Annotated in this window: 15 protein-coding genes; 4 read left to right on the forward strand and 11 right to left on the reverse strand. The window is 76.2% G+C overall.

The window, feature by feature from the left end:
* Positions 1-108 precede the first annotated feature (108 nt).
* The 4 genes from RF647_RS00550 to ssd are packed head-to-tail and all read right to left on the reverse strand — an operon-like array spanning position 109 to position 3774.
* Positions 109-675 carry a type II secretion system F family protein gene (locus tag RF647_RS00550; RefSeq protein ID WP_115162943.1) on the reverse strand — a complete coding sequence of 189 codons (567 nt, stop codon included), beginning with the start codon at positions 673-675 and terminating at the stop codon, positions 109-111.
* Positions 672-1433, reverse strand: a complete 762-nt coding sequence (locus tag RF647_RS00555; protein WP_368810040.1) for a type II secretion system F family protein — start codon at positions 1431-1433, stop codon at positions 672-674. Before RF647_RS00555 ends, RF647_RS00550 begins: the two co-directional genes overlap by 4 nt.
* Positions 1430-2683 carry a TadA family conjugal transfer-associated ATPase gene (locus RF647_RS00560; RefSeq protein ID WP_368810041.1) on the reverse strand — a complete coding sequence of 418 codons (1254 nt, stop codon included), beginning with the start codon at positions 2681-2683 and terminating at the stop codon, positions 1430-1432. Before RF647_RS00560 ends, RF647_RS00555 begins: the two co-directional genes overlap by 4 nt.
* Positions 2680-3774, reverse strand: coding sequence for a septum site-determining protein Ssd (gene ssd, locus RF647_RS00565; protein WP_368810042.1), 1095 nt, complete (start codon positions 3772-3774; stop codon positions 2680-2682). Before ssd ends, RF647_RS00560 begins: the two co-directional genes overlap by 4 nt.
* A 143-nt stretch (positions 3775-3917) precedes the next feature.
* Between ssd and RF647_RS00570 the strand changes: the two genes are divergently transcribed.
* Positions 3918-5666, forward strand: a complete 1749-nt coding sequence (locus RF647_RS00570) for a bifunctional 3'-5' exonuclease/DNA polymerase (RefSeq protein ID WP_368810043.1) — start codon at positions 3918-3920, stop codon at positions 5664-5666.
* A 30-nt stretch (positions 5667-5696) separates the two neighbouring features.
* On the opposite strand, the gene RF647_RS00575 is transcribed toward RF647_RS00570, so the two are convergent.
* From RF647_RS00575 to nth, 3 genes are all read right to left on the reverse strand, one after another.
* A complete protein-coding gene (locus RF647_RS00575) occupies positions 5697-9404 on the reverse strand; it encodes a helix-turn-helix domain-containing protein (RefSeq protein WP_368810044.1) in 3708 nt (1235 codons plus the stop codon).
* Between the two features lie 111 nt (positions 9405-9515).
* Positions 9516-10205 (reverse strand): CoA pyrophosphatase, encoded by a 690-nt coding sequence (locus tag RF647_RS00580; protein ID WP_081615713.1) that lies wholly within the window; start codon positions 10203-10205, stop codon positions 9516-9518.
* Between the two features lie 86 nt (positions 10206-10291).
* Positions 10292-11167, reverse strand: coding sequence for an endonuclease III (gene nth, locus RF647_RS00585; RefSeq protein WP_368810045.1), 876 nt, complete (start codon positions 11165-11167; stop codon positions 10292-10294).
* Between the two features lie 174 nt (positions 11168-11341).
* On the opposite strand from nth, the gene acs reads away from it, so the two are divergent.
* Complete coding sequence (gene acs, locus RF647_RS00590) at positions 11342-13291, forward strand: acetate--CoA ligase (protein ID WP_368810046.1); 1950 nt, start codon at positions 11342-11344, stop codon at positions 13289-13291.
* 109 nt (positions 13292-13400) lie between these two features.
* A complete protein-coding gene (gene aroQ, locus RF647_RS00595; RefSeq protein WP_133409229.1) occupies positions 13401-13850 on the forward strand; it encodes a type II 3-dehydroquinate dehydratase in 450 nt (149 codons plus the stop codon).
* 4 nt (positions 13851-13854) lie between these two features.
* On the opposite strand, the gene RF647_RS00600 is transcribed toward aroQ, so the two are convergent.
* Positions 13855-15018: a MarP family serine protease gene (locus RF647_RS00600; protein ID WP_017832518.1), complete on the reverse strand. Its 1164-nt coding sequence runs from the start codon at positions 15016-15018 to the stop codon at positions 13855-13857.
* A gap of 252 nt (positions 15019-15270) precedes the next feature.
* Here RF647_RS00600 and RF647_RS00605 point away from each other — a divergent pair, with 252 nt between their 5' ends.
* Positions 15271-15948: a Crp/Fnr family transcriptional regulator gene (locus RF647_RS00605; RefSeq protein ID WP_017832519.1), complete on the forward strand. Its 678-nt coding sequence runs from the start codon at positions 15271-15273 to the stop codon at positions 15946-15948.
* 78 nt (positions 15949-16026) lie between these two features.
* Here the strand turns inward: RF647_RS00605 and RF647_RS00610 are convergent, their stop codons facing one another.
* From RF647_RS00610 to RF647_RS00620, 3 genes are read right to left on the reverse strand one after another with little or no spacing between them, the layout of a single operon-like run.
* Positions 16027-16896 carry an NUDIX hydrolase gene (locus tag RF647_RS00610; protein ID WP_368810047.1) on the reverse strand — a complete coding sequence of 290 codons (870 nt, stop codon included), beginning with the start codon at positions 16894-16896 and terminating at the stop codon, positions 16027-16029.
* Positions 16897-16936: 40 nt separating this feature from the next.
* A complete protein-coding gene (locus RF647_RS00615; RefSeq protein ID WP_368810048.1) occupies positions 16937-17422 on the reverse strand; it encodes a RidA family protein in 486 nt (161 codons plus the stop codon).
* 40 nt (positions 17423-17462) lie between these two features.
* Positions 17463-17657: a hypothetical protein gene (locus tag RF647_RS00620; protein WP_031282517.1), complete on the reverse strand. Its 195-nt coding sequence runs from the start codon at positions 17655-17657 to the stop codon at positions 17463-17465.
* Positions 17658-17739: the final 82 nt, after the last annotated feature.

Genomic DNA, 17739 nt, shown 5'->3' on the forward strand with positions numbered 1-17739 from the left:
GCAGAGCGAACTGGTGCGGGGTGAGCAGGTGCCGGACGGCCAGCACGGGCCGGGACCCGGTGCGGAAGGGGAACGGCCCCGGGGGCCCTCGGCTCCGGGCGCGGCGGGTCATCCGAACACCTCGGGCACGAGCCCCATCACGACCGGCAGGACGCCCCAGCAGACGAAGGCCGGCAGGGAGCACAGGCCCAGGGGCAGCACGAGCTGGACGGACAGCGACTCCGCGGCGCGCTCGGCCCGCCGGTAGGCGGCACGCCGGACCTGGGCGGCCTGCGAGCGCAGGCTCCGGGCCGACGGCGCCCCGGACGTCGCGGTGAACGTGAGCGCCTCCCGGTAGTCGGCCAGGTGCGTGGGCAGCTCGCCCGCCGAGGTCCACGCCGTGTGCCACGGCAGCCCGAGCCGCAGCCGGGAGCCCACGCCTTCGAGGGCGGCGCCGGTGGCGTCCGTCCGGCACCCGCCCAGCACCGCCACGGCCTCCCCGAGCGGCAGACCGGCGTCCAGCATGGCGGCGGTGAGCTCCACGAGGACGCCGGCGGAGACGTGCGGTCCCGGCGGGCGGCGGCGGGCCGCGGCAGGACGGGGCGTTCCCGGCAGCCGGGCCCGGGACGGGAGCGCCGCCAGCGCCACGGCGGCCACCAGGAGCAGCCCGGCGGCGGGCGCTGCGAGGGCGGTCATCGCGCGCCCACCGCCTCGGCGCGGCCGATCAGGGTGCGCGTCCACACCCGGCCGAGGACCGTGAGCGCCGCGCCGGCCACGAGGGCGGCCAGCCCCCACGGCGTGGTGAGCAGCGTGCGCAGCGGGTCGACGCCCATGAGCATGCCCAGTCCGACGCCGAGCACCGGGAGCCAGGTCAGGATCCGGACGGTGGAGCGGGGGCCGGCCAGGGCGGTGCCGCGTGCCGCCTCGGCGTCGAGCTCCGCCTCGAGGGCGTCGGCGAGACCGCCGAGCAGGGCGGCGAGGGGCGCGCCGGTGCGCTCGGAGACCTCCCAGCACAGGGAGAGCTCGGCGGTGGTGGCGACGGCCCGCCGCTCCAGCGCGCGGTGGCCCAGCTCCGGAGCCGGCACCCCCGCCAGGGCGGTCGAGACGCTCAGCCCCAGGCGGACGGCGGCCGCCACGGAGGTGCACAGCAGCTCGAGGTGCCGGCCGGTGCCCGTGCGGGCGGCGCGGCCCCCGGGCCCCGCTCCCTCGAACGCGGCCGCCGGGGACCGGCCCGCCTCCAGCAGCGCCGCGAGCCGGCGCAGCAGCGCGATCCACTCGGCGGCCTCCGTCTCGGCGTCCCGGGCGAACCGGGCCCACCACCGGACCGGGGCGACCGCCCCGGTGCCCGCCCGCGCGGCCGACCGGACGCGGTGACCCGGACCCGCGACCAGCACCGCAACGCCTCCGGCGAGGCACAGGCAGAGGGCGAGGCAGAGGACGAGGACCGTGCTCACGGCCGGCCTCCCGCGAGGTCCTCGCCCGGGTCGGGCGAGCGGTCGGACGCCTGGCCGGGCGATCGGCCGGGCCGGTGGTCGAGCAGGGCGCACATCCCGTCCCAGCCCGGGCCGCGGCGCACGCCGTCGTGGGACCGGACCGCCGCGGGCACGGAGACGAGGGCGCCGGCCCGGTCCTCGAGCAGGGACACCGCCCGGACCTCGCGGCGCCCGCCCGCCCGGGCCACGTGGACGACCAGGTCCAGGGCGCTCGCGGCCTGCAGCGTCACGGCCTCCCGGCTCATCCCGGCCAGGGCGCCCAGGGCCGAGAGCCGGGCGGGGACCGCCTCGGCGGAGTTGGCGTGCACGGTGCCCGCCCCCGCGTGGCCGGTGTTCAGGGCCGTGAGGAGCTCGCGCACCTCGGCGCCGCGGCACTCGCCCACCACGAGCCAGTCGGGCCGCATCCGCAGGGCCTGCCGGACGAGCTCCGCCAGGTCGATGCTGCCCGCGCCCTCGGTGTTGGCGTGCCGCGCCTGGAGACCGACCACGTGGGGGTGCTCGGGCCGCAGCTCGGCGGCGTCCTCGATGAGCACGATCCGCTCGTGCGCCGGGGAGCAGGAGAGCAGGGCGTTGAGGACGGTCGTCTTCCCCGCCCCGGTGGCGCCGCTGACCAGGAAGTTGGCGCCCGAGCGCACGGCGCCCACGAGGAGCTCGGCGGTGCCGGGGTGGACGGTCCCCGCCGCCACGAGGTCCTGCAGGGACAGGGTCCTCGTGCTGCGGAAGCGGACGGAGAGCAGGGTCCCGCCCGTGGAGATCGGCGGGAGGACGGCGTGCACCCGGTAGCCGGCGGCCGTCTGGACGTCCACGCACGGGTGGGCGGCGTCGAGGCGGCGTCCTGCGGCGGTGACCAGACGCACGGCCAGGGCGCGCACCTCGGCGTCGGAGCGGAAGGGGGACGGGACGCGGCGCACCCCGGCCTCGGTCTCGAGCCAGACCTGGTCCGGCCCGTTGACGTAGACGTCGGTGAGACCCCGGTGCGGCAGCAGCGGCTCGAGCGGACCGAGACCGGTCAGCTCGGCGCGCACGGCCTGCACCGCCCGCAGGGTGCCGGCGGCCCCGAGCACCCGGCCGCTCGCGCGCACGGCCGCGGCGATGTCGGTGTCCGTGACCGGCCCGGGGGCGGCCAGCAGCCGGTCCCGCACGTCGTCGAGCAGGGCGGCCGGCAGCGCGGCCTGCGGACCGGGCACCGCACCGGCCAGCGCGGCGCTCACGGGGCGGCCCCCACCGCCTCGAGCAGACCCGCCACGTCCCGGGCGAGCCGCCGGGAGCGGCCCGCCTCGAGCAGCCGGCCTGTCTCGGCGGCCTCCGGCACCGCGCCGGAGAAGCGCAGGGAGCCGGCGACGGGCAGACCGGTCGTGGCGGCGGCGAGGGCGTCGTCCACGTCGGCCACGTTGAGCCCGGCCGGCACCAGGCGGGCCGTGGCGCCCGCCAGGGAACCGGCGGCCCACCGCGCGGCCAGCACGCCGCGCACCGTCCGGGGCGTGAGCACGAGGACCTCGTCGCACAGGGCCGCGGTGTCCGCCGTACCCGGCCCCGCCCGGCCCAGGTCCACGACGACGAGGGCGGCCGCCCGGCGCAGCGCCTCGAGCACGCCGGCGTACGGCGCGGCGGCTCCGTCCGGCTGGGAGCGGTCCCAGGACAGCCAGCGCAGCTGTCCCGTCCGGGCCATGGCCGGCCACAGCTGCTCGGCGTGCACCGTCCCGGCGATCCGGAGCAGGTCCGGCCAGCGCAGACCGTCCTGGTCCTCGAGGCCCAGCAGGACGTCGATTCCGCAGCCGGCGCGGTCCGCGTCCACGAGGACGGCCGGCCGGTCCTCGTGCGCGGCGCGGTCGGCGAGCCAGCACGCCAGCGTGGACGTGCCGGCCCCGCCCACGGCGCCCAGCACGCCCAGCACCCGGCCCGTGCCGCCGGGACCGGCGGGGCCGCCGGGCCGGGCGGTGAGCAGGTCGGCGAGCCATCCGGCGGCGTCGGGCAGCACGGCCACGGCGCAGCCGCCGAGGTCGGCCGCCCGGTCCCAGATCCCGGGGTCCTCGGGCCGGCCCACGAGCACCGTGCCCGGACGGACCCGCCCCCGCACGGCGTGGCGCACGTCCACGAGCTCGGTGTCCGCGAGCGTGCCCGGCGCGGTGGCCTCCGCCGCGCCGGGCGGATCGGCCAGCAGGTCGGCGCCGGCGGCCGCGCAGACGCGCTCGACCGTGGCGCGCAGCCCGGCGTCGTCGCTGACGAGGCGCACGGTGCGCGTGCGGGCCGCGGTGCCCGGACGCGGCGGGGCCGGGGCGGAGAGGTGGGCGGCGGTGCTCATGGCCCCACTGTCCGGGCGGGCGGCACCGGGCCGGCCCGGCGGGGGCGCCGGTGTGGACGGGCCACCGGCTTCCGGCGGCCGCGCGGGCGTGTGCAGTCCGGGCACCGGCGTAGCGTGACGGACCCGTGCAGGACAATGGCCGGATGCACATCGTGGTGGGACCAGCACAGGACGGCCGGGGCGGGCACCGGGTCCAGGGCCTGACGGGCTCCGGGGACCCGGACGGGCCCGGCGTCGACGTGCCCGCCGGGGAGCTGGCCGCGTTCGTCGCCGACCGCGAGGAGGCCGCCCGGCGCGCCGGGTCCACGCCGCCGCGCTGGACCTGGGAGCGCACGGGCGCCGTCTACCCTCAGCTGCTGGCCGCCGGCGTCCGGGTGGAGCGCTGCCACGACCTGCGGCTGTGCCAGGCGATCCTGGCCACGGCCGCCACCGCCCACGGGTCCGGCGTCGACGGCCCGCTGCCCTACGAACCGGTGCTGCCGCCGCTGCCCGCCGACGAGGCGCCCGGGCTGCTCCCGCCGCCGTCCCCCGCCGAGGACCAGTCGAGCCTGTTCGACCTCCCCCGCGCCACGGGTCCCGACGCGGCCGTGCTGGTCGCCGAGCTGCGGGCGCAGCTCGCCGCGGTGGCCGACGCGGTGGACGCCCGCCGGCTGACCCTGCTGCTGGCCGCGGAGTCCCAGGGCGCGCTGATCGCCGCGGAGATGCAGCACGCCGGGGTGCCCTGGCGGGAGGACGTCCACCGGGCCCTGCTGGAGGACGCCCTGGGCCCCGAGCCGGCGCCCGGGGAGCGCCCCCCGCGGATGGAGGAGACCGTGGCCCGACTGCGGGAGACGCTGCACGCGCCGGGGCTGAACCCGGACTCCCCGCAGGAGCTGCTCAAGGCGATGCGGGCGGCGGGGATCGACGTGACGAGCACCCGGCAGTGGGAGCTCGTCGAGTGGGCGCGGGCCGTGCCCGGTCTGGCGGCCCGGCGCCAGGCCCTGATCGAGCCCGTCCTGGAGCACAAGAAGCAGGCGCGGCTGCTCAGCGCCAACGGGTGGCACTGGCTGGCCACGTGGGTGCGGGACGGCCGCTTCCGCCCGGAGTACGTGGTGGGCGGGGTGGTCACCGGCCGCTGGTCGGCCCGCGGCGGGGGCGCCCTGCAGATCCCGCACGTGGTGCGGGACGCCGTGCGGGCGGATCCCGGGCGCGTGCTCGTGGTGGCGGACGCGGCCCAGCTCGAGCCGCGCGTGCTGGCGGCGCTGGCCCACGACGACGCCCTGGCCGCCGCGTCCCGCGGCAAGGACCTCTACCAGGCCATCGCCGACCTCGGCGAGGAGCGGGGTTCGGAGCTGACCGAGCGCCCCCAGGCGAAGGTGGCCATGCTGGGCGCGATGTACGGGGCCACCACGGGCCAGTCGGGCCGGCTCATGCCGCACCTGGCGCGGATGTTCCCCCGCGCCGTGGACTACGTGCAGCAGGCCGCCCGGGTGGGCGAGACGGGCGGACAGGTCCGCACGCACCTGGGCCGCTGGTCCCCGCTGCCGGGCCCGGCGTGGGATGCGGCGCAGCGGGACACCGCCACCCAGGAGGCCGAGCGGCGCGCCGGGGCGATGGCCCGCGGGCAGGGCCGGTTCACCCGCAACTTCGTGGTCCAGGGCACGGCCGCCGAGTGGGCCGTGTGCTGGATGGGCGCCATCCGCTCGGCGCTGGCGCGGGAGGCGGTCGACGCCGAGCTCGTGTTCTTCCTGCACGACGAGGTCGTGCTGCACTGCGCGCGGGAGGACGCCGAGCGGGCCGCCGGGCTGGTCCGCGAGTGCGCGGAGCGGGCGGCCCGGCTGGTGTTCGGGCGGATCCCGGTGGAGTTCCCCGTCAGCGTGGCCGTGGTGGAGTCCTACGCGGACGCCAAGTAGGCCGCCCCGGCCCGGGCCACAGCAGGGGGCTCAGCACAGGTCCCGGTAGGGGGCGCCGGTCACGTGCCGGCGCCACTCGTCCTCCGTGATCGGGTCGCCCCGGTTGGCGCAGACCGCCTCGACCGCGTCCTCGGCCCGGACCAGCCAGCTGCGCACCACGCCGTCGTCTCCGGTGGCGACCAGCCGGTCCCCCACGAAGCGCACGTCGTTCATCCGGTCGCCGGAGGCGGACAGGGCCGCGTAAACGTCGAGGTCCGCGGCGCCCACGGTCCACATCCACACGAACTTGTCGCCGGAGGCCCCGGCCAGCAGGGCCCCGTCCGCGGAGAACTGCAGTCCCTTGACGGAGGACAGGGCGTCCGAGGTCTCGCCCACGGGGTAGGGGTCGGACGGGTCCGCGACGTCCCAGAGCCGCACCCGGCCCGCCTCCGTGCCCACGGCCAGGAGGTCGGCCACCGGGGAGAACGCGATCGAGGTGGCCACGGAGTCGAGGGCCAGCCTCGCGGCCCGCCGCGGGGCGGCGGGGTCGGACACGTCCCACAGCTCCACGCCGTTGGCGTCGTCCGCGGCGGCGAACAGGGTGCCGTCCGCGTCGAACCGGGCGGCCTCCGTGCCGGGGACGGGGATCGTGGCCACCCGCCGGAGCGGCGCCTCGGGGCCGCGGCGCAGGAGGGCGATCTCGGAGCCCACCTCGGACCACGCCGCGATCGTTCCGGCGTCCGTCGTGACGTCGGCGCCCGTGATGCCCGCCTCGATGGCCGCGGCGCGCTCCGGCTCCTCCGGGCGGCCCCCGTCCAGGGGCCACACGAGGACGTCCCCGTCCTCGGTGCCCCCCGCGATCAGCGACGCGTCGGGGGCCACGGCCCCCGCGTACCAGAGGGTCTCCCCGGGCGGGGCCTCCGGGGGCGGCAGCGGCCGGGGGTCCTCGCCCGAGAGGTCGAAGAGGGACACGACGTCGGGGCCGATCCCGACGGCGCTCAGCACGGTGTGCTGCCGGTCGACGGAGAGCTGGTACACGGGCTCGCCCCGCCGGTGGATGACGGGCCCGCGCCGGTCCCACGAGCGCGTGGTGCCGTCCTGGGAGGTGGTGAGCACCCGCTTGCCCACGCGCAGCGCGCTGGTGACCCGGGCGGCGGTGGGGAAGGAGTCGATCCGGGCGAGGTCGGAGAGCCGGTGCACGTAGGCGTTCTGGTCGAAGCTGGCGGCCACGACGGCCTCGCCGTCCGGGGTGAAGGAGACGTCGCTGATCCAGCTGCCGAAGTCCGTGAGCGTCCCGGAGCGGGAGACCCGCTCCCCCTCGACGTCGTAGAGGCGCAGCTCGCGGGCGCTCAGCCCGGCGGCGAGGCGCGCGCCGTCGTCGGCGAGGTCAAGGGCCCGGACGACCCGCCCGGTCGGGACCGGGTCGAGGCGCTGCGCGCGGGCGCCGTCGGTGGCGTACCGGGTGATCTCCCCGGACGTCCCGCCCGCGTAGACCGTTCCGTCGGGGGCGGCCGCCAGGGCCAGGACGTCTGCGTCCTCCCCCAGCGCCAGGGCCAGCAGCGGAGCGGGGGCGCCGGGGTCCTCGATCGACCACCGCAGCACCTCGCCCCGCCCCCCGGCCAGCAGCTGCCGGCCGTCGGGCGAGAGGACGACCGCGTTGACCGGTGTCCCCGCCCCCACGTCGAGCCCGGCCAGCCGCCGGGCCGGGGCCCCGGTGACGTCCCACAGGCTCACGTGCCCGAGCCCGCCCACCGCCGCGAGGACCCGCCCGTCCACCGCCAGGAGGTCCACGTCGCTCAGTCCGGGGGCGCCGTCGACCACGGCGAGGTCCTCCCGATTCTCGGCGAGCCGGTCGCTGTCCCGCCACACGGACAGCAGGCCGTCCCCGGCGGCGCGCGCGACGACGGAACCGTCGTCCAGCGCCGCGAGCCGGGACGCGCCGTCCGGGCCGAGCCACCGCTCCGGGGCGTTCACCGCGGTGGCGTCGATCAGGGCCGAGGTGCCCTCCCGGGTGGGGGCCATCCGGTAGGCCGCGAGGCTCAGCTGCGAGGCGAGGTTGGGCGACTCGCCCCGGATCCGGGAGGCCTCCAGCGCGGTCTGGCGGGAGAGCGCCTCGTCGCGGGCGGTCTCCGCGACGGTCTGGAAGCGTTCCGCGCGGACGCCCAGCGCCCCGGCGACCACGGCCGCGCAGACGGCCAGGGCGAGCAGGACGAGGGCCACGTGGCCGCGCCGCTCGATCTCCCGGGCGCTGCGCTTCTGCCGCTCCAGGGCGTCTTCGTAGTGGCGCTCGCTCTCCGCCAGGTACTCGCGCTCGGCCGGGCTCAGGAGCGCCTGCTGGCGCGGGTCCCCGGTCCAGTCCCGGAAGGAGGCGAGCTGGCCCAGCGGGATCAGGGCGAGGGGGTCGCGGTCGTTGGCGAGCCACATCTGGGTGGCGCGCTGCAGCTGCTGGCGAACGTAGAGGTCGCGGCGGCTGTCCTCGATCCAGCGGCTGAGCCGGGACCAGTGGTCCAGCAGGGACTCGTGGCTGAGCTGGATCTCGTCCCGGTCGATGGTCAGCAGCCGGGCGCGGGCGAACTCCTCGACCACGGCCGCCCCGCCCTCCGGCAGCTCCTCCCGGAGCACCGGGGTGCGCACGACCGTGGCCGAGGTCCCGGTGCCGACCACGCGCACCAGCCGCAGGAACACCGCGCGGGCCACCTCCCGCTCGCGCGGGCCCAGCCGGGCGTGCACCTCCTCGGCCCGCCGCTCCACGGCCTCCGTGATGCCGCCCGCCGCGTGGTAGTCGGCCACCGTCAGCTCGCGGGTGCGGGCGTGCTCCCAGGTGCCGAGCATCGCCTGGGAGAGCATCGGCAGCAGGCCCACGCCGGCCTCCGTGCCGCGGGGGGCGACGTCCCGCAGGATCACCCCGACCAGGTCCGGGGAGACGCGGGCGCCGACGGCCTCGGCGGGGCCCACCACGATCCGCTCCAGCTGCTCACGGGTCAGCGCCCCGAGCAGCACCGGGCGCTCCAGGGCGGTGCGCAGCTCGGCGTGCCGGCTCGCGGTGCCGAAGAAGTCCGCTCGCAGGCCGACCACGACCACCCGGTCCCGGCTCGCCGCGGCGAGCCGGTCCAGGAACCGCCCGGGCTCCTCGGCCTCCCGGGCGCCCGTCCAGAGCTCCTCCAGCTGGTCGACGACGAGCAGGTCCGGAGCCGCCGCGACGGCGTCCTCGAGCCGGCGCACCGGGTCGAGGCCCGGGGTCGTGGCCTCGACGCTCCACCCGTGCAGGGCTCCGCCCTCGGCCCGCAACCGGCCGAGGAGCCCGGCGCCCAGCAGCGAGGACTTGCCCGCGCCGGAGGCTCCCACCACGGCCAGGATGCGGGGCCCGCCGGCGTCCGCCAGCCGCACCACCCGCTCGCCGAGCACGGCGACCTCGGCGGTCCGGCCGAAGAAGTGCGTCTCGTCCTCGGGGCGGTAGGAGCGCAGGCCCACGTACGGGGTGGAGTCCGGCCTGACCGGGGTGCGGAAGCGGTTGACGTCCTCCCACCACAGCTCCGCGGGGCGCTCGTCCGTCAGCCCGAGGGCGTCCAGCAGGGCCGTGAACTCCTCGCGCAGGGCCGGGCCGGGCAGGTGCGCCCCGCTGAGCCAGCCCTGGATGGTGCTGGCCGGCAGCCGGCAGGAGGCCGCGAGCGCCCGGACCGACAGGCCGCGGCGGCGGCGCGCGACGCTGAGCTGCTCGGCGAGCCGGGGCCGCTCGGAGCCGGGTGGGGGCGAGGCCACCGGGAGCCTCCTCGGGGGGTCGTGGGCACGGGGGACCCTGGAATGGTAAGTCCGCTTGCCGGGGCGCCGGCAATGTTGCGCCCGGGGCGGCGTCATGCCCCCGGGGGCGTGCTACAGCGGCGCGGGCAGGTCCCGGCCGGTGTCCCAGGGCACGGCCCAGCCGAGGGCGGTGAGCACCCGGTCCAGGAGCACGCCGGTGAACCCCCAGACGGTCACGGTGGACGCGGTGCCGGGCACGGGGACCGTGAAGGCGGGCGAGCGGTAGGTCTGCCGGCCGCGCGTGACGGTCGCGGAGTGCCGGTTGGCCGGGTCGATGAGGTCCAGCACGGGGACGCGGAACACGAGGGAGGACTCGGCGTGGTCCACGACGTCCACCGGCGAGACGTCCCGCCACCAGCCCAGCACCGGGGTGACGAGGTGGTTGGAGACCGGCAGGGGCACCGGGGCCAGGGCGCCGAGCACCTCCACCCCGTGCGGGTCCAGCCCAGTCTCCTCCTCGGCCTCGCGGACGGCCGCGCGCACGTGGGCGGCGCTGACCTCGCCGCCGGGCACGGACAGCACCTCGTGCAGGTCCCCGTCCTCGGGGTCCAGGCGCCCGCCCGGGAAGGCGACCTGGCCGGGGTGGGAGCGCAGCGTCGCGGCCCGCTGGACCAGGAGGACGTCGAGGTCCCGCCCCACGCCCTCCGCGTGCTCGGCGGCGCGCGAGGGCAGGTCGTCGAGCGCGCCGAAGAGGATGAGCACGGCCGAGCGGCGGTAGTTCTCGTCGATCTGCCCGATCCGCCACGGCTCGCGGTCCTCCATCCGCAGCTGCCGGCCGCTGCGGGCCACGCGCAGCAGGTCTTGGTAGGCGTCGCCCATGGGCCGTCCTCCTCGCCGGTCGGTGCCGCTCACGAGCTCAGGGGCCAGCCGTCGGCCTGCAGCTGGGCCCGGCTGCGCCCGGCGAGGAACAGCTCCAGCAGCTCCTCCCGGCCCGCGGCGAACTCGTACTTGAGCAGGGCCGCCGCCTGGGCGGTGTCCGTGGGGCCCTCGCCGTAGGACGGGCACAGGTCCGCGACGGGGCACACCCCGCACGCGGGCCGCCGGGCGTGGCAGATGCGCCGCCCGTGGTAGACGAGCCGCTGGGACAGGTCGGTCCAGTCGCGGGGCTCGAACAGGGCGGCGACGTCCCGCTCGACCTTGACCGGGTCCTCCTCCGCGGTCCAGCCGAAGCGGCGGGCGAGCCGGCCGAAGTGGGTGTCCACGGTGATCCCGGGGATCCCGAAGGCGTTGCCGAGCACCACGTTGGCGGTCTTGCGGCCCACCCCGGGCAGGGTGACGAGGTCCTCCAGCCGCCCGGGCACCTCGCCGTCGTGGTCGTCCACGATCTTCTGCGCCAGGGTCCGGATGGCCCGGGTCTTGGCCCGGTAGAAGCCGAGCGGGCGGATGATCTCCTGGATCTCGGCCTCGTCCGCTTCGGCGAGCGCCCGCGGCGTGGGACAGGCGGCGAAGAGGCGCGGCGTGGTCGCGTTCACGCGCACGTCGGTGGTCTGGGCGGAGAGCACCGTGGCCACGAGCAGCTCGTACGGGGAGCAGAAGTCCAGCTCGGCGACCGCGTACGGGTACGCCCCGGCGAGCACCGCGTTGATCCGGCGGGCCCGCCGCTTGAGCGCCAGCGGGGACTCGGGGGCGCCCGTCCGGCGGCGCCGTGCGGCGCCGGCGCGCGCCTTCGCGGGGTCCACGACGCGCAGGTGGGCGGGCGGGCGGGGCACGGCAGTCGGGACCATGCCCCGATTCTAGGCGGCGCACCCGGCGAGCTTCCGTGACTCGGTGCGGCGTGGCCCCTGTGGAACCGGGTGCACCGATCGTCTAGGGTGAAAACGACACTGTGTGAGCTGTGACACGGACGTCCGGTGCCGCCGGGGGTCCGTGCGCGGTGTGCGACGAGAAGGGAAGACCACATGGCTTCAGAGACCACGTCCGCCGAGGGCAGGACCTTCGCCCCGAGCCCCGAGTTCGCAGCCCAGGCCAATGCCACCGCCGAGCTTTACCGCCAGGCGGAGGAGGAGGGCGTCGACTTCTGGGGCCGCCAGGCGCGGGAGCTGCTGACCTGGAACAAGGAGTTCACCGAGGTCCTCGACTGGTCGAACCCCCCGTTCGCCAAGTGGTTCCAGGACGGCACCCTCAACGCGTGCTACAACGCCGTGGACCGCCACGTGGAGGCCGGCAACGGGGACCGGGTCGCCATCCACTTCGAGGGCGAGCCCGGCGACAGCCGCAGCTACACCTACGCCCAGCTCAAGGACGAGGTGTCCCGGGCCGCCAACGCCATGGAGAGCCTTGGCGTGACCAAGGGCGACCGCGTGGCCCTCTACCTGCCGATGATCGCCGAAGCGGTCATCGCGATGCTGGCCTGCGCCCGCATCGGCGCGATCCACTCCGTGGTCTTCGGCGGGTTCTCCGCCGACGCGCTGCGCTCGCGTGTCGAGGACGGCGAGGCGAAGCTCGTGGTCACCGCGGACGGGACCTTCCGCCGCGGCAAGCCCTCCATGCTCAAGCCGGCCGTCGACGACGCCCTCTCCCGTGGTGGCGCCACCGTGGAGCACGTCCTCGTGGTCCGCCGCAACGAGGCCGACATCGAGATGACCGAGGGCCGGGACGTGTGGTGGCACGACGCCGTCGAGGCCGCCTCCCCGGAGCACACCCCGTCCGAGCAGGGCGCCGAGGACCCGCTGTTCATCCTCTACACCTCCGGGACCACCGGCAAGCCCAAGGGCATCATGCACACCACGGGCGGCTACCTCACCCAGGGCGCGTTCACCCACAAGAACGTCTTCGACCTCAAGCCGGAGACGGACGTCTACTGGTGCACCGCCGACGTCGGGTGGGTCACCGGCCACTCCTACGTCGCCTACGCCCCCCTGGTCAACGGCTCCACCCAGGTGATCTACGAGGGCACCCCGGACTCCCCGCACCGCGGCCGGTTCTGGGAGATCGTGCAGAAGTACGGCGTCACGATCATGTACACCTCCCCCACCGCGATCCGCACCATGATGAAGTGGGGCGAGGAGATCCCGGCCGAGTACGACCTCTCGTCCCTGCGGGTGCTCGGCACCGTGGGCGAGGCCATCAACCCCGAGGCGTGGACCTGGTTCCACCGGGTCATCGGCGGCGGCCGCTGCCCGATCGTCGACACCTGGTGGCAGACCGAGACCGGCGCCATCATGATCTCCCAGCTGCCGGGCGTGACGACCGCCAAGCCGGGCTCCGCGCAGGTGCCGATCCCCGGCATCAAGGTCGACGTCGTGGACGACACCGGGCAGTCCGTGCCCAACGAGACCTCGGGCTTCCTGGTGCTGCGCGAGCCGTGGCCTGCGATGCTGCGGACCATCTGGGGCGACGACGACCGCTACGTGGACACGTACTGGTCCCGGTTCGGCGAGATGTACTTCGCCGGCGACGGCGCCAAGCGCGACGCCGACGGGGACGTGTGGATCCTCGGCCGCGTCGACGACGTCATGAACGTCTCCGGCCACCGCCTGTCCACCCCGGAGATCGAGTCCGCGCTCGTGTCCCACCCGTCCGTGGCCGAAGCCGCGGTGGTGGGCGCCACGGACGAGACCACCGGCCAGGCCGTGATCGCGTTCGTCATCCTCTCCGACCAGGCCGACGCCGAGGGCCGGGACAAGACCGAGCTGGCCGAGGAGATGCGGGCCCACGTGGGCAAGGAGATCTCCCCGATCGCCAAGCCCAAGAAGGTGCTCATCGTCCCCGAGCTGCCCAAGACCCGGTCCGGGAAGATCATGCGCCGGCTGCTCAAGGACGTCGCGGAGGACCGGGAGGTCGGCGACGTCTCGACCCTCGCGGACCAGACCGTGATGCAGCAGATCGTGGACTCGCTCGCCAAGTAGTCCGCGCCCCAGCTCCGCAGCGCCCCCTCGCCCCTGCCGTGCGAGGGGGCGCTGCGGCGTCCGGGGGCCGCGCCCGGACCGGCGGGCGCCGGGGTGAGAGGATGCGGGCATGACCACCACGCGCAGACCGATCTACGTCCTCAACGGCCCCAACCTCAACCTGCTCGGCGTCCGGCGCCCGGAGGTGTACGGCACCACGACGCTCGCGGACATCGAGGAGGCCGTGCGCGCCCGGGCCGCCGCGGGCGGGTGGGACGTCGAGTTCCACCAGTCCAACCACGAGGGCGTCCTGGTGGACCGGATCCAGGAGGCCCGCACGGAGGGCGCGGCGATCGTAATCAACCCCGCGGCCTTCACGCACTACTCGATCGCGATCCACGACGCGCTCGAGGCGGCGGAGCTGCCCGTGGTGGAGGTGCACCTGTCCAACGTGCACCGGCGCGAGGCGTTCCGGCACACGTCCTACGTGTCCCTGCAGGCGGACGTGGTGATCGCCGGGGCGGGGGCCTTCGGCTACGAGATGGCGGTCGAGCACCTGCTGCGGACCCTGGAGGGGTAGCCGCTCAGGCGGCGCAGGAGCCGGAGTCCACGGCCTGGGTGGCGCCCGCGGCGGCGCCCAGCGCCCCGCGCAGCTCGTCCAGGGTGAGGGCGTAGCCGACCTGCCCCTCGAGGGCCTTGGCGAAGACGACGCCGACGACGGAGCCGTCCTGCGCCACGAGCGGGCCGCCGGAGTTGCCCTGCTGCACCTGACCGGCCAGCTGGATGATCTCCATCGTCCCGCCGGTCCCCTCCACGGGCGCGAGCGCGGTGCCCTGCACGGTGGCGGGCCCGGCGGCGAACGGCCCACCCAGGGGGTAGCCCATGAAGGCGACCGAGTCCCCGGCCGCGGGGTCCGCCCCGAGCGGCAGCGCGGCCAGCGGCAGGGACGGCGCGGAGAGGACGGCGAGGTCGGAGCCCGGGTCGTAGTGGACGACGGCGGCGGCGTGCACCTGCCCGTCCCGGGTCTGCACCACCGGCTCGTCCACCCCGGCCACCACGTGCGCGTTGGTCACCACCTGCCCGGCGTCGGTCACGAAGCCCGAGCCGGTCTGGTTCTGGCGGCACTCCACCGCCATGCCGTAGACCTGCACCACGGACTGCCCGGCCGCCTGCAGCGCGGGCGTGCTCGTGCTCTCGTCGGGGGCCTCCTCGGCGGGGAAGAGCAGCTCGTCGAGCTGACGGATGCCGGTGGCCCCGCCCACGGCGTCCCGGGCCTCGGTCACCGCCGCGCGCACGGGCCCCGGGGTGTGCTCGTCGATCGTGCGCAGCACGGTCGAGGACGCCACCTGCTGGGACACGGCCGGGATGCCCAGCTGGCCGACGAGCGAGGCGAGCAGCGAGAGCACGAGCGCGGCGACGGCCACGTCGAGGGCCGCCCCGGCGATCCGGTTCAGCGCGCCCAGGCGCATGCGCTCGGTCACGGCGGACAGGGCGCGGCCCAGCAGCCCGCCCAGCATCTGCCCCGCCACCAGCAGGACCAGGACCGTGGCGAGCACGGCGCCCACGCGGTACTGCGGGTCCACCTGCGCGCTCACCCACGGGGCGGCCGAGAACGCCGCCACCCCGCCGAGCACGAGCCCGGCCAGGGAGAACAGGGAGTTGAAGAAGCCGCGGCTGAACCCGTAGAAGAGGTAGCCCAGGAGCACGACGGCCAGGAGGACGTCGAGCAGGTTGAAGGACGGAGACATCGGGTTCCTCTGCGGTTTCTTCGGGGCCGGGAGCCGGGGAGCGAGCCACCAGCATAGGGAGCGCGGCTGGGAGATCCGTGGAGCGGGCCTGCCACCCCGCCCGGGCCCGCCGCGCCCGTCCTTGGGATTCGCGGGCCGGAGACACTACAGTGAACGTCAGGTACGTTAGGTCGCTCACACACCGGTGCGGGCGACTCCCGCTGACATCGGCCGCCACGGGCAACGGCCCGGCGGCACATCTTGAGGAGAACCATGGATATCGACGTCCTCCGCCGCGCTCCCCTGTTCGCGTCCCTGGACGACCAGGCCTTCGCCGCCCTCACCGAGGAGCTCACCGAGGTCGACCTCTCGCGCGGCTCCACGCTGTTCCACGAGGGCGATCCGGGCGACCAGCTGTACTTCATCATCTCGGGCAAGATCAAGCTCGGCCGCACCGCCCCGGACGGCCGCGAGAGCCTCGTGGCGATCATGGGCCCGGGCGAGCTGTTCGGCGAGATGGCGCTGTTCGACCCGAGCCCGCGCTCCACGTCCGCGACCGCCGTGTCCGAGACGCGCCTGGCCGGGCTCAAGCACGAGAACCTCAAGAAGGTCATCGAGCGCTCCCCCGACGTCTCCGCGCAGCTGCTGCAGGCCCTGGCCCGCCGGCTGCGGCGCACCAACGAGAGCCTCGCCGACCTGGTCTTCTCCGACGTGCCCGGCCGGGTGGCGAAGGCGCTGCTGGACCTGGCCGACCGGTTCGGCCGGCCCGCCACCGACGGCATCCTCGTGGCGCACGAGCTCACCCAGGAGGAGCTGGCCCAGCTCGTCGGCGCGTCCCGCGAGACCGTGAACAAGGCCCTGGCCGAGTTCGTCCAGCGCGGCTGGATCCGGCTCGAGGCGCGCGCCGTGGTGATCCTCGACCTGCAGCGGCTCAAGCAGCGCAGCCGCTGAGTCCTGCCCCGACACCGGGACGGCCCGGTCACCCTCGCGGGTGACCGGGCCGTCCGCGTGTGCGGGCGCGGGGGCGGCTCAGGTCAGGTCGAGGCGCAGCACGGGCCGGCCGTCGTGCACCTCGAGCACCGGGTTGCGGGCCACCACGGCCCGCTTCTTCGCCAGGAAGGCGATCGCCGAGGTGCACTCGGCGACCGACTCGAGCACGCACTGCACGCCGGGCGAGGAGAGGTCGTCGATCGTGCGGCCCACGGTGTCCTCCTGCCCCACGAGATCCCCGAGCCAGCTGCCCGCCGGGTCGGCCACGGCCTGCGCGGCGTCCACCCAGCGGCCCCAGACGCCCTTCGACTCGAGCACGGACGGGGCCTGCCCGTCGGGGACCACCGCGGTGAAGTAGTGGATGTCGTACCGGCGGTGGGCGAAGTCGGAGGTGATCCAGTGCGCGAGCGGCTTGAGCAGGTCGGAGCGCAGCACGAGCCGGCGCCGGCCGAGCACCTGGGCGAGGGACACGTCCCCCACGGCGAGAGCCTCCCGGGAGCGCATCCACTCGGCGCCCTCCACGGACTCGATGGTGCTCATCGTGTCCGACCCGGCCAGCAGGACGCCGGCCTCCTCGAACGCCTTGCGGACCGCGGCGACCACGGTGCGCCGCGCCCGGCCGAGGTCGTCCTCGACGCCGAGCCTGCGCGCCCAGTCCGCGGGGCTGGGCCCGGCCCAGTCGAGGGGATCGTCGTCGTGGGGCTCGAGGGTCCCGCCGGGGAACCCGACGGTGCCGAGCGGTGAGTTGCCCGGGCGGTACTTGAGGTAGGTCTCCACGCCGTGGTCGCCGTCCCGCACGAACACCACCGCGGCGGCGGGTGAGGGGGCGCTGCCGGGGATGCCGGCGCCCCGCTCGAGCCAGGCCTGCGCGGCCCCACGCTGGCCCTCCGGGATCTCGAACCAGCGCACGGCTGGCGGGCGGCCCTGTCGCGGGGACGGGGGCTGCGAATCAGCGGAACTCGGCAACGAGCTCCACCTCGACCGGCGCGTCGAGCGGCAGGACCGCGACGCCCACCGCGGAGCGGGCGTGCACCCCGGCGTCGCCGAAGATCCGGCCCAGCAGCTCGGAGGCGCCGTTGATCACGCCGGGCTGGCCGGTGAAGCCCGGGTCGGAGGCCACGAAGCCGACGACCTTGACGACCCGGACCACCCGGTCCAGGTCCCCGACGGCCTCCTTGACCGCGGCCACGGCGTTGAGGGCGGCGCGGGCCGCGAGCGCGTGGGCGTCCTCGGGGGAGACGGTGCCCGCCGCCCCGGACGCGGACACCTTGCCGGTGGCGGGCAGCTGCCCGTCCACGAAGGGCAGCTGCCCTGAGGTGTGCACCCACGAGCCGGTGACCACGGCGGGCACGTAGGCGGCCACGGGGGCCGCGACCGCCGGGAGCTCGAGGCCGAGCTCGGCGATGCGGGATTCGACGGCGGAGCCGTTGCTCATGGAAGTCCTCCGGTGTGGTGGGGGCGGCGGTGTCCGGGCGTCAGCCCTTGGGGCGCTTGAAGTAGGCGATGGGGTTGGTCTGGACGGGGGCGTTCACGTTGCCCGCCGGGACGTCGGCGGGGGTGCTGCCGGGGAGCACGGTGACGAGCTCCCACCCGTCGTCGCCCCAGTTGTCGAGGATCTGCTTGGTGGCGTGGATCATGAGCGGCACGGTGGCGTATTCCCAGGTAGTCATGGCCCCAGCGTAGCCACGAACGCGGGGACGCGCTCCGCCGTGACGGGCCGCACACCGGCGGCGGCCAGGTTCGCGCTTGTAG

This window comes from Kocuria sp. CPCC 205263, assembly GCF_040981075.1.
Taxonomy (GTDB): domain Bacteria; phylum Actinomycetota; class Actinomycetes; order Actinomycetales; family Micrococcaceae; genus Kocuria; species Kocuria rosea.

Coding starts and splice junctions, on each gene's coding strand:
- RF647_RS00550 (WP_115162943.1), bottom strand. CDS start 675: ATGACCGCCCTCGCAGCGCCCGCCGCCGGGCTGCTCCTGGTGGCCGCC.
- nth (WP_368810045.1), bottom strand. CDS start 11,167: ATGGTCCCGACTGCCGTGCCCCGCCCGCCCGCCCACCTGCGCGTCGTG.
- aroQ (WP_133409229.1), top strand. CDS start 13,401: ATGACCACCACGCGCAGACCGATCTACGTCCTCAACGGCCCCAACCTC.
- ssd (WP_368810042.1), bottom strand. CDS start 3,774: ATGAGCACCGCCGCCCACCTCTCCGCCCCGGCCCCGCCGCGTCCGGGC.
- RF647_RS00580 (WP_081615713.1), bottom strand. CDS start 10,205: ATGGAGGACCGCGAGCCGTGGCGGATCGGGCAGATCGACGAGAACTAC.
- RF647_RS00570 (WP_368810043.1), top strand. CDS start 3,918: ATGCACATCGTGGTGGGACCAGCACAGGACGGCCGGGGCGGGCACCGG.
- acs (WP_368810046.1), top strand. CDS start 11,342: ATGGCTTCAGAGACCACGTCCGCCGAGGGCAGGACCTTCGCCCCGAGC.
- RF647_RS00615 (WP_368810048.1), bottom strand. CDS start 17,422: ATGAGCAACGGCTCCGCCGTCGAATCCCGCATCGCCGAGCTCGGCCTC.
- RF647_RS00605 (WP_017832519.1), top strand. CDS start 15,271: ATGGATATCGACGTCCTCCGCCGCGCTCCCCTGTTCGCGTCCCTGGAC.
- RF647_RS00620 (WP_031282517.1), bottom strand. CDS start 17,657: ATGACTACCTGGGAATACGCCACCGTGCCGCTCATGATCCACGCCACC.
- RF647_RS00600 (WP_017832518.1), bottom strand. CDS start 15,018: ATGTCTCCGTCCTTCAACCTGCTCGACGTCCTCCTGGCCGTCGTGCTC.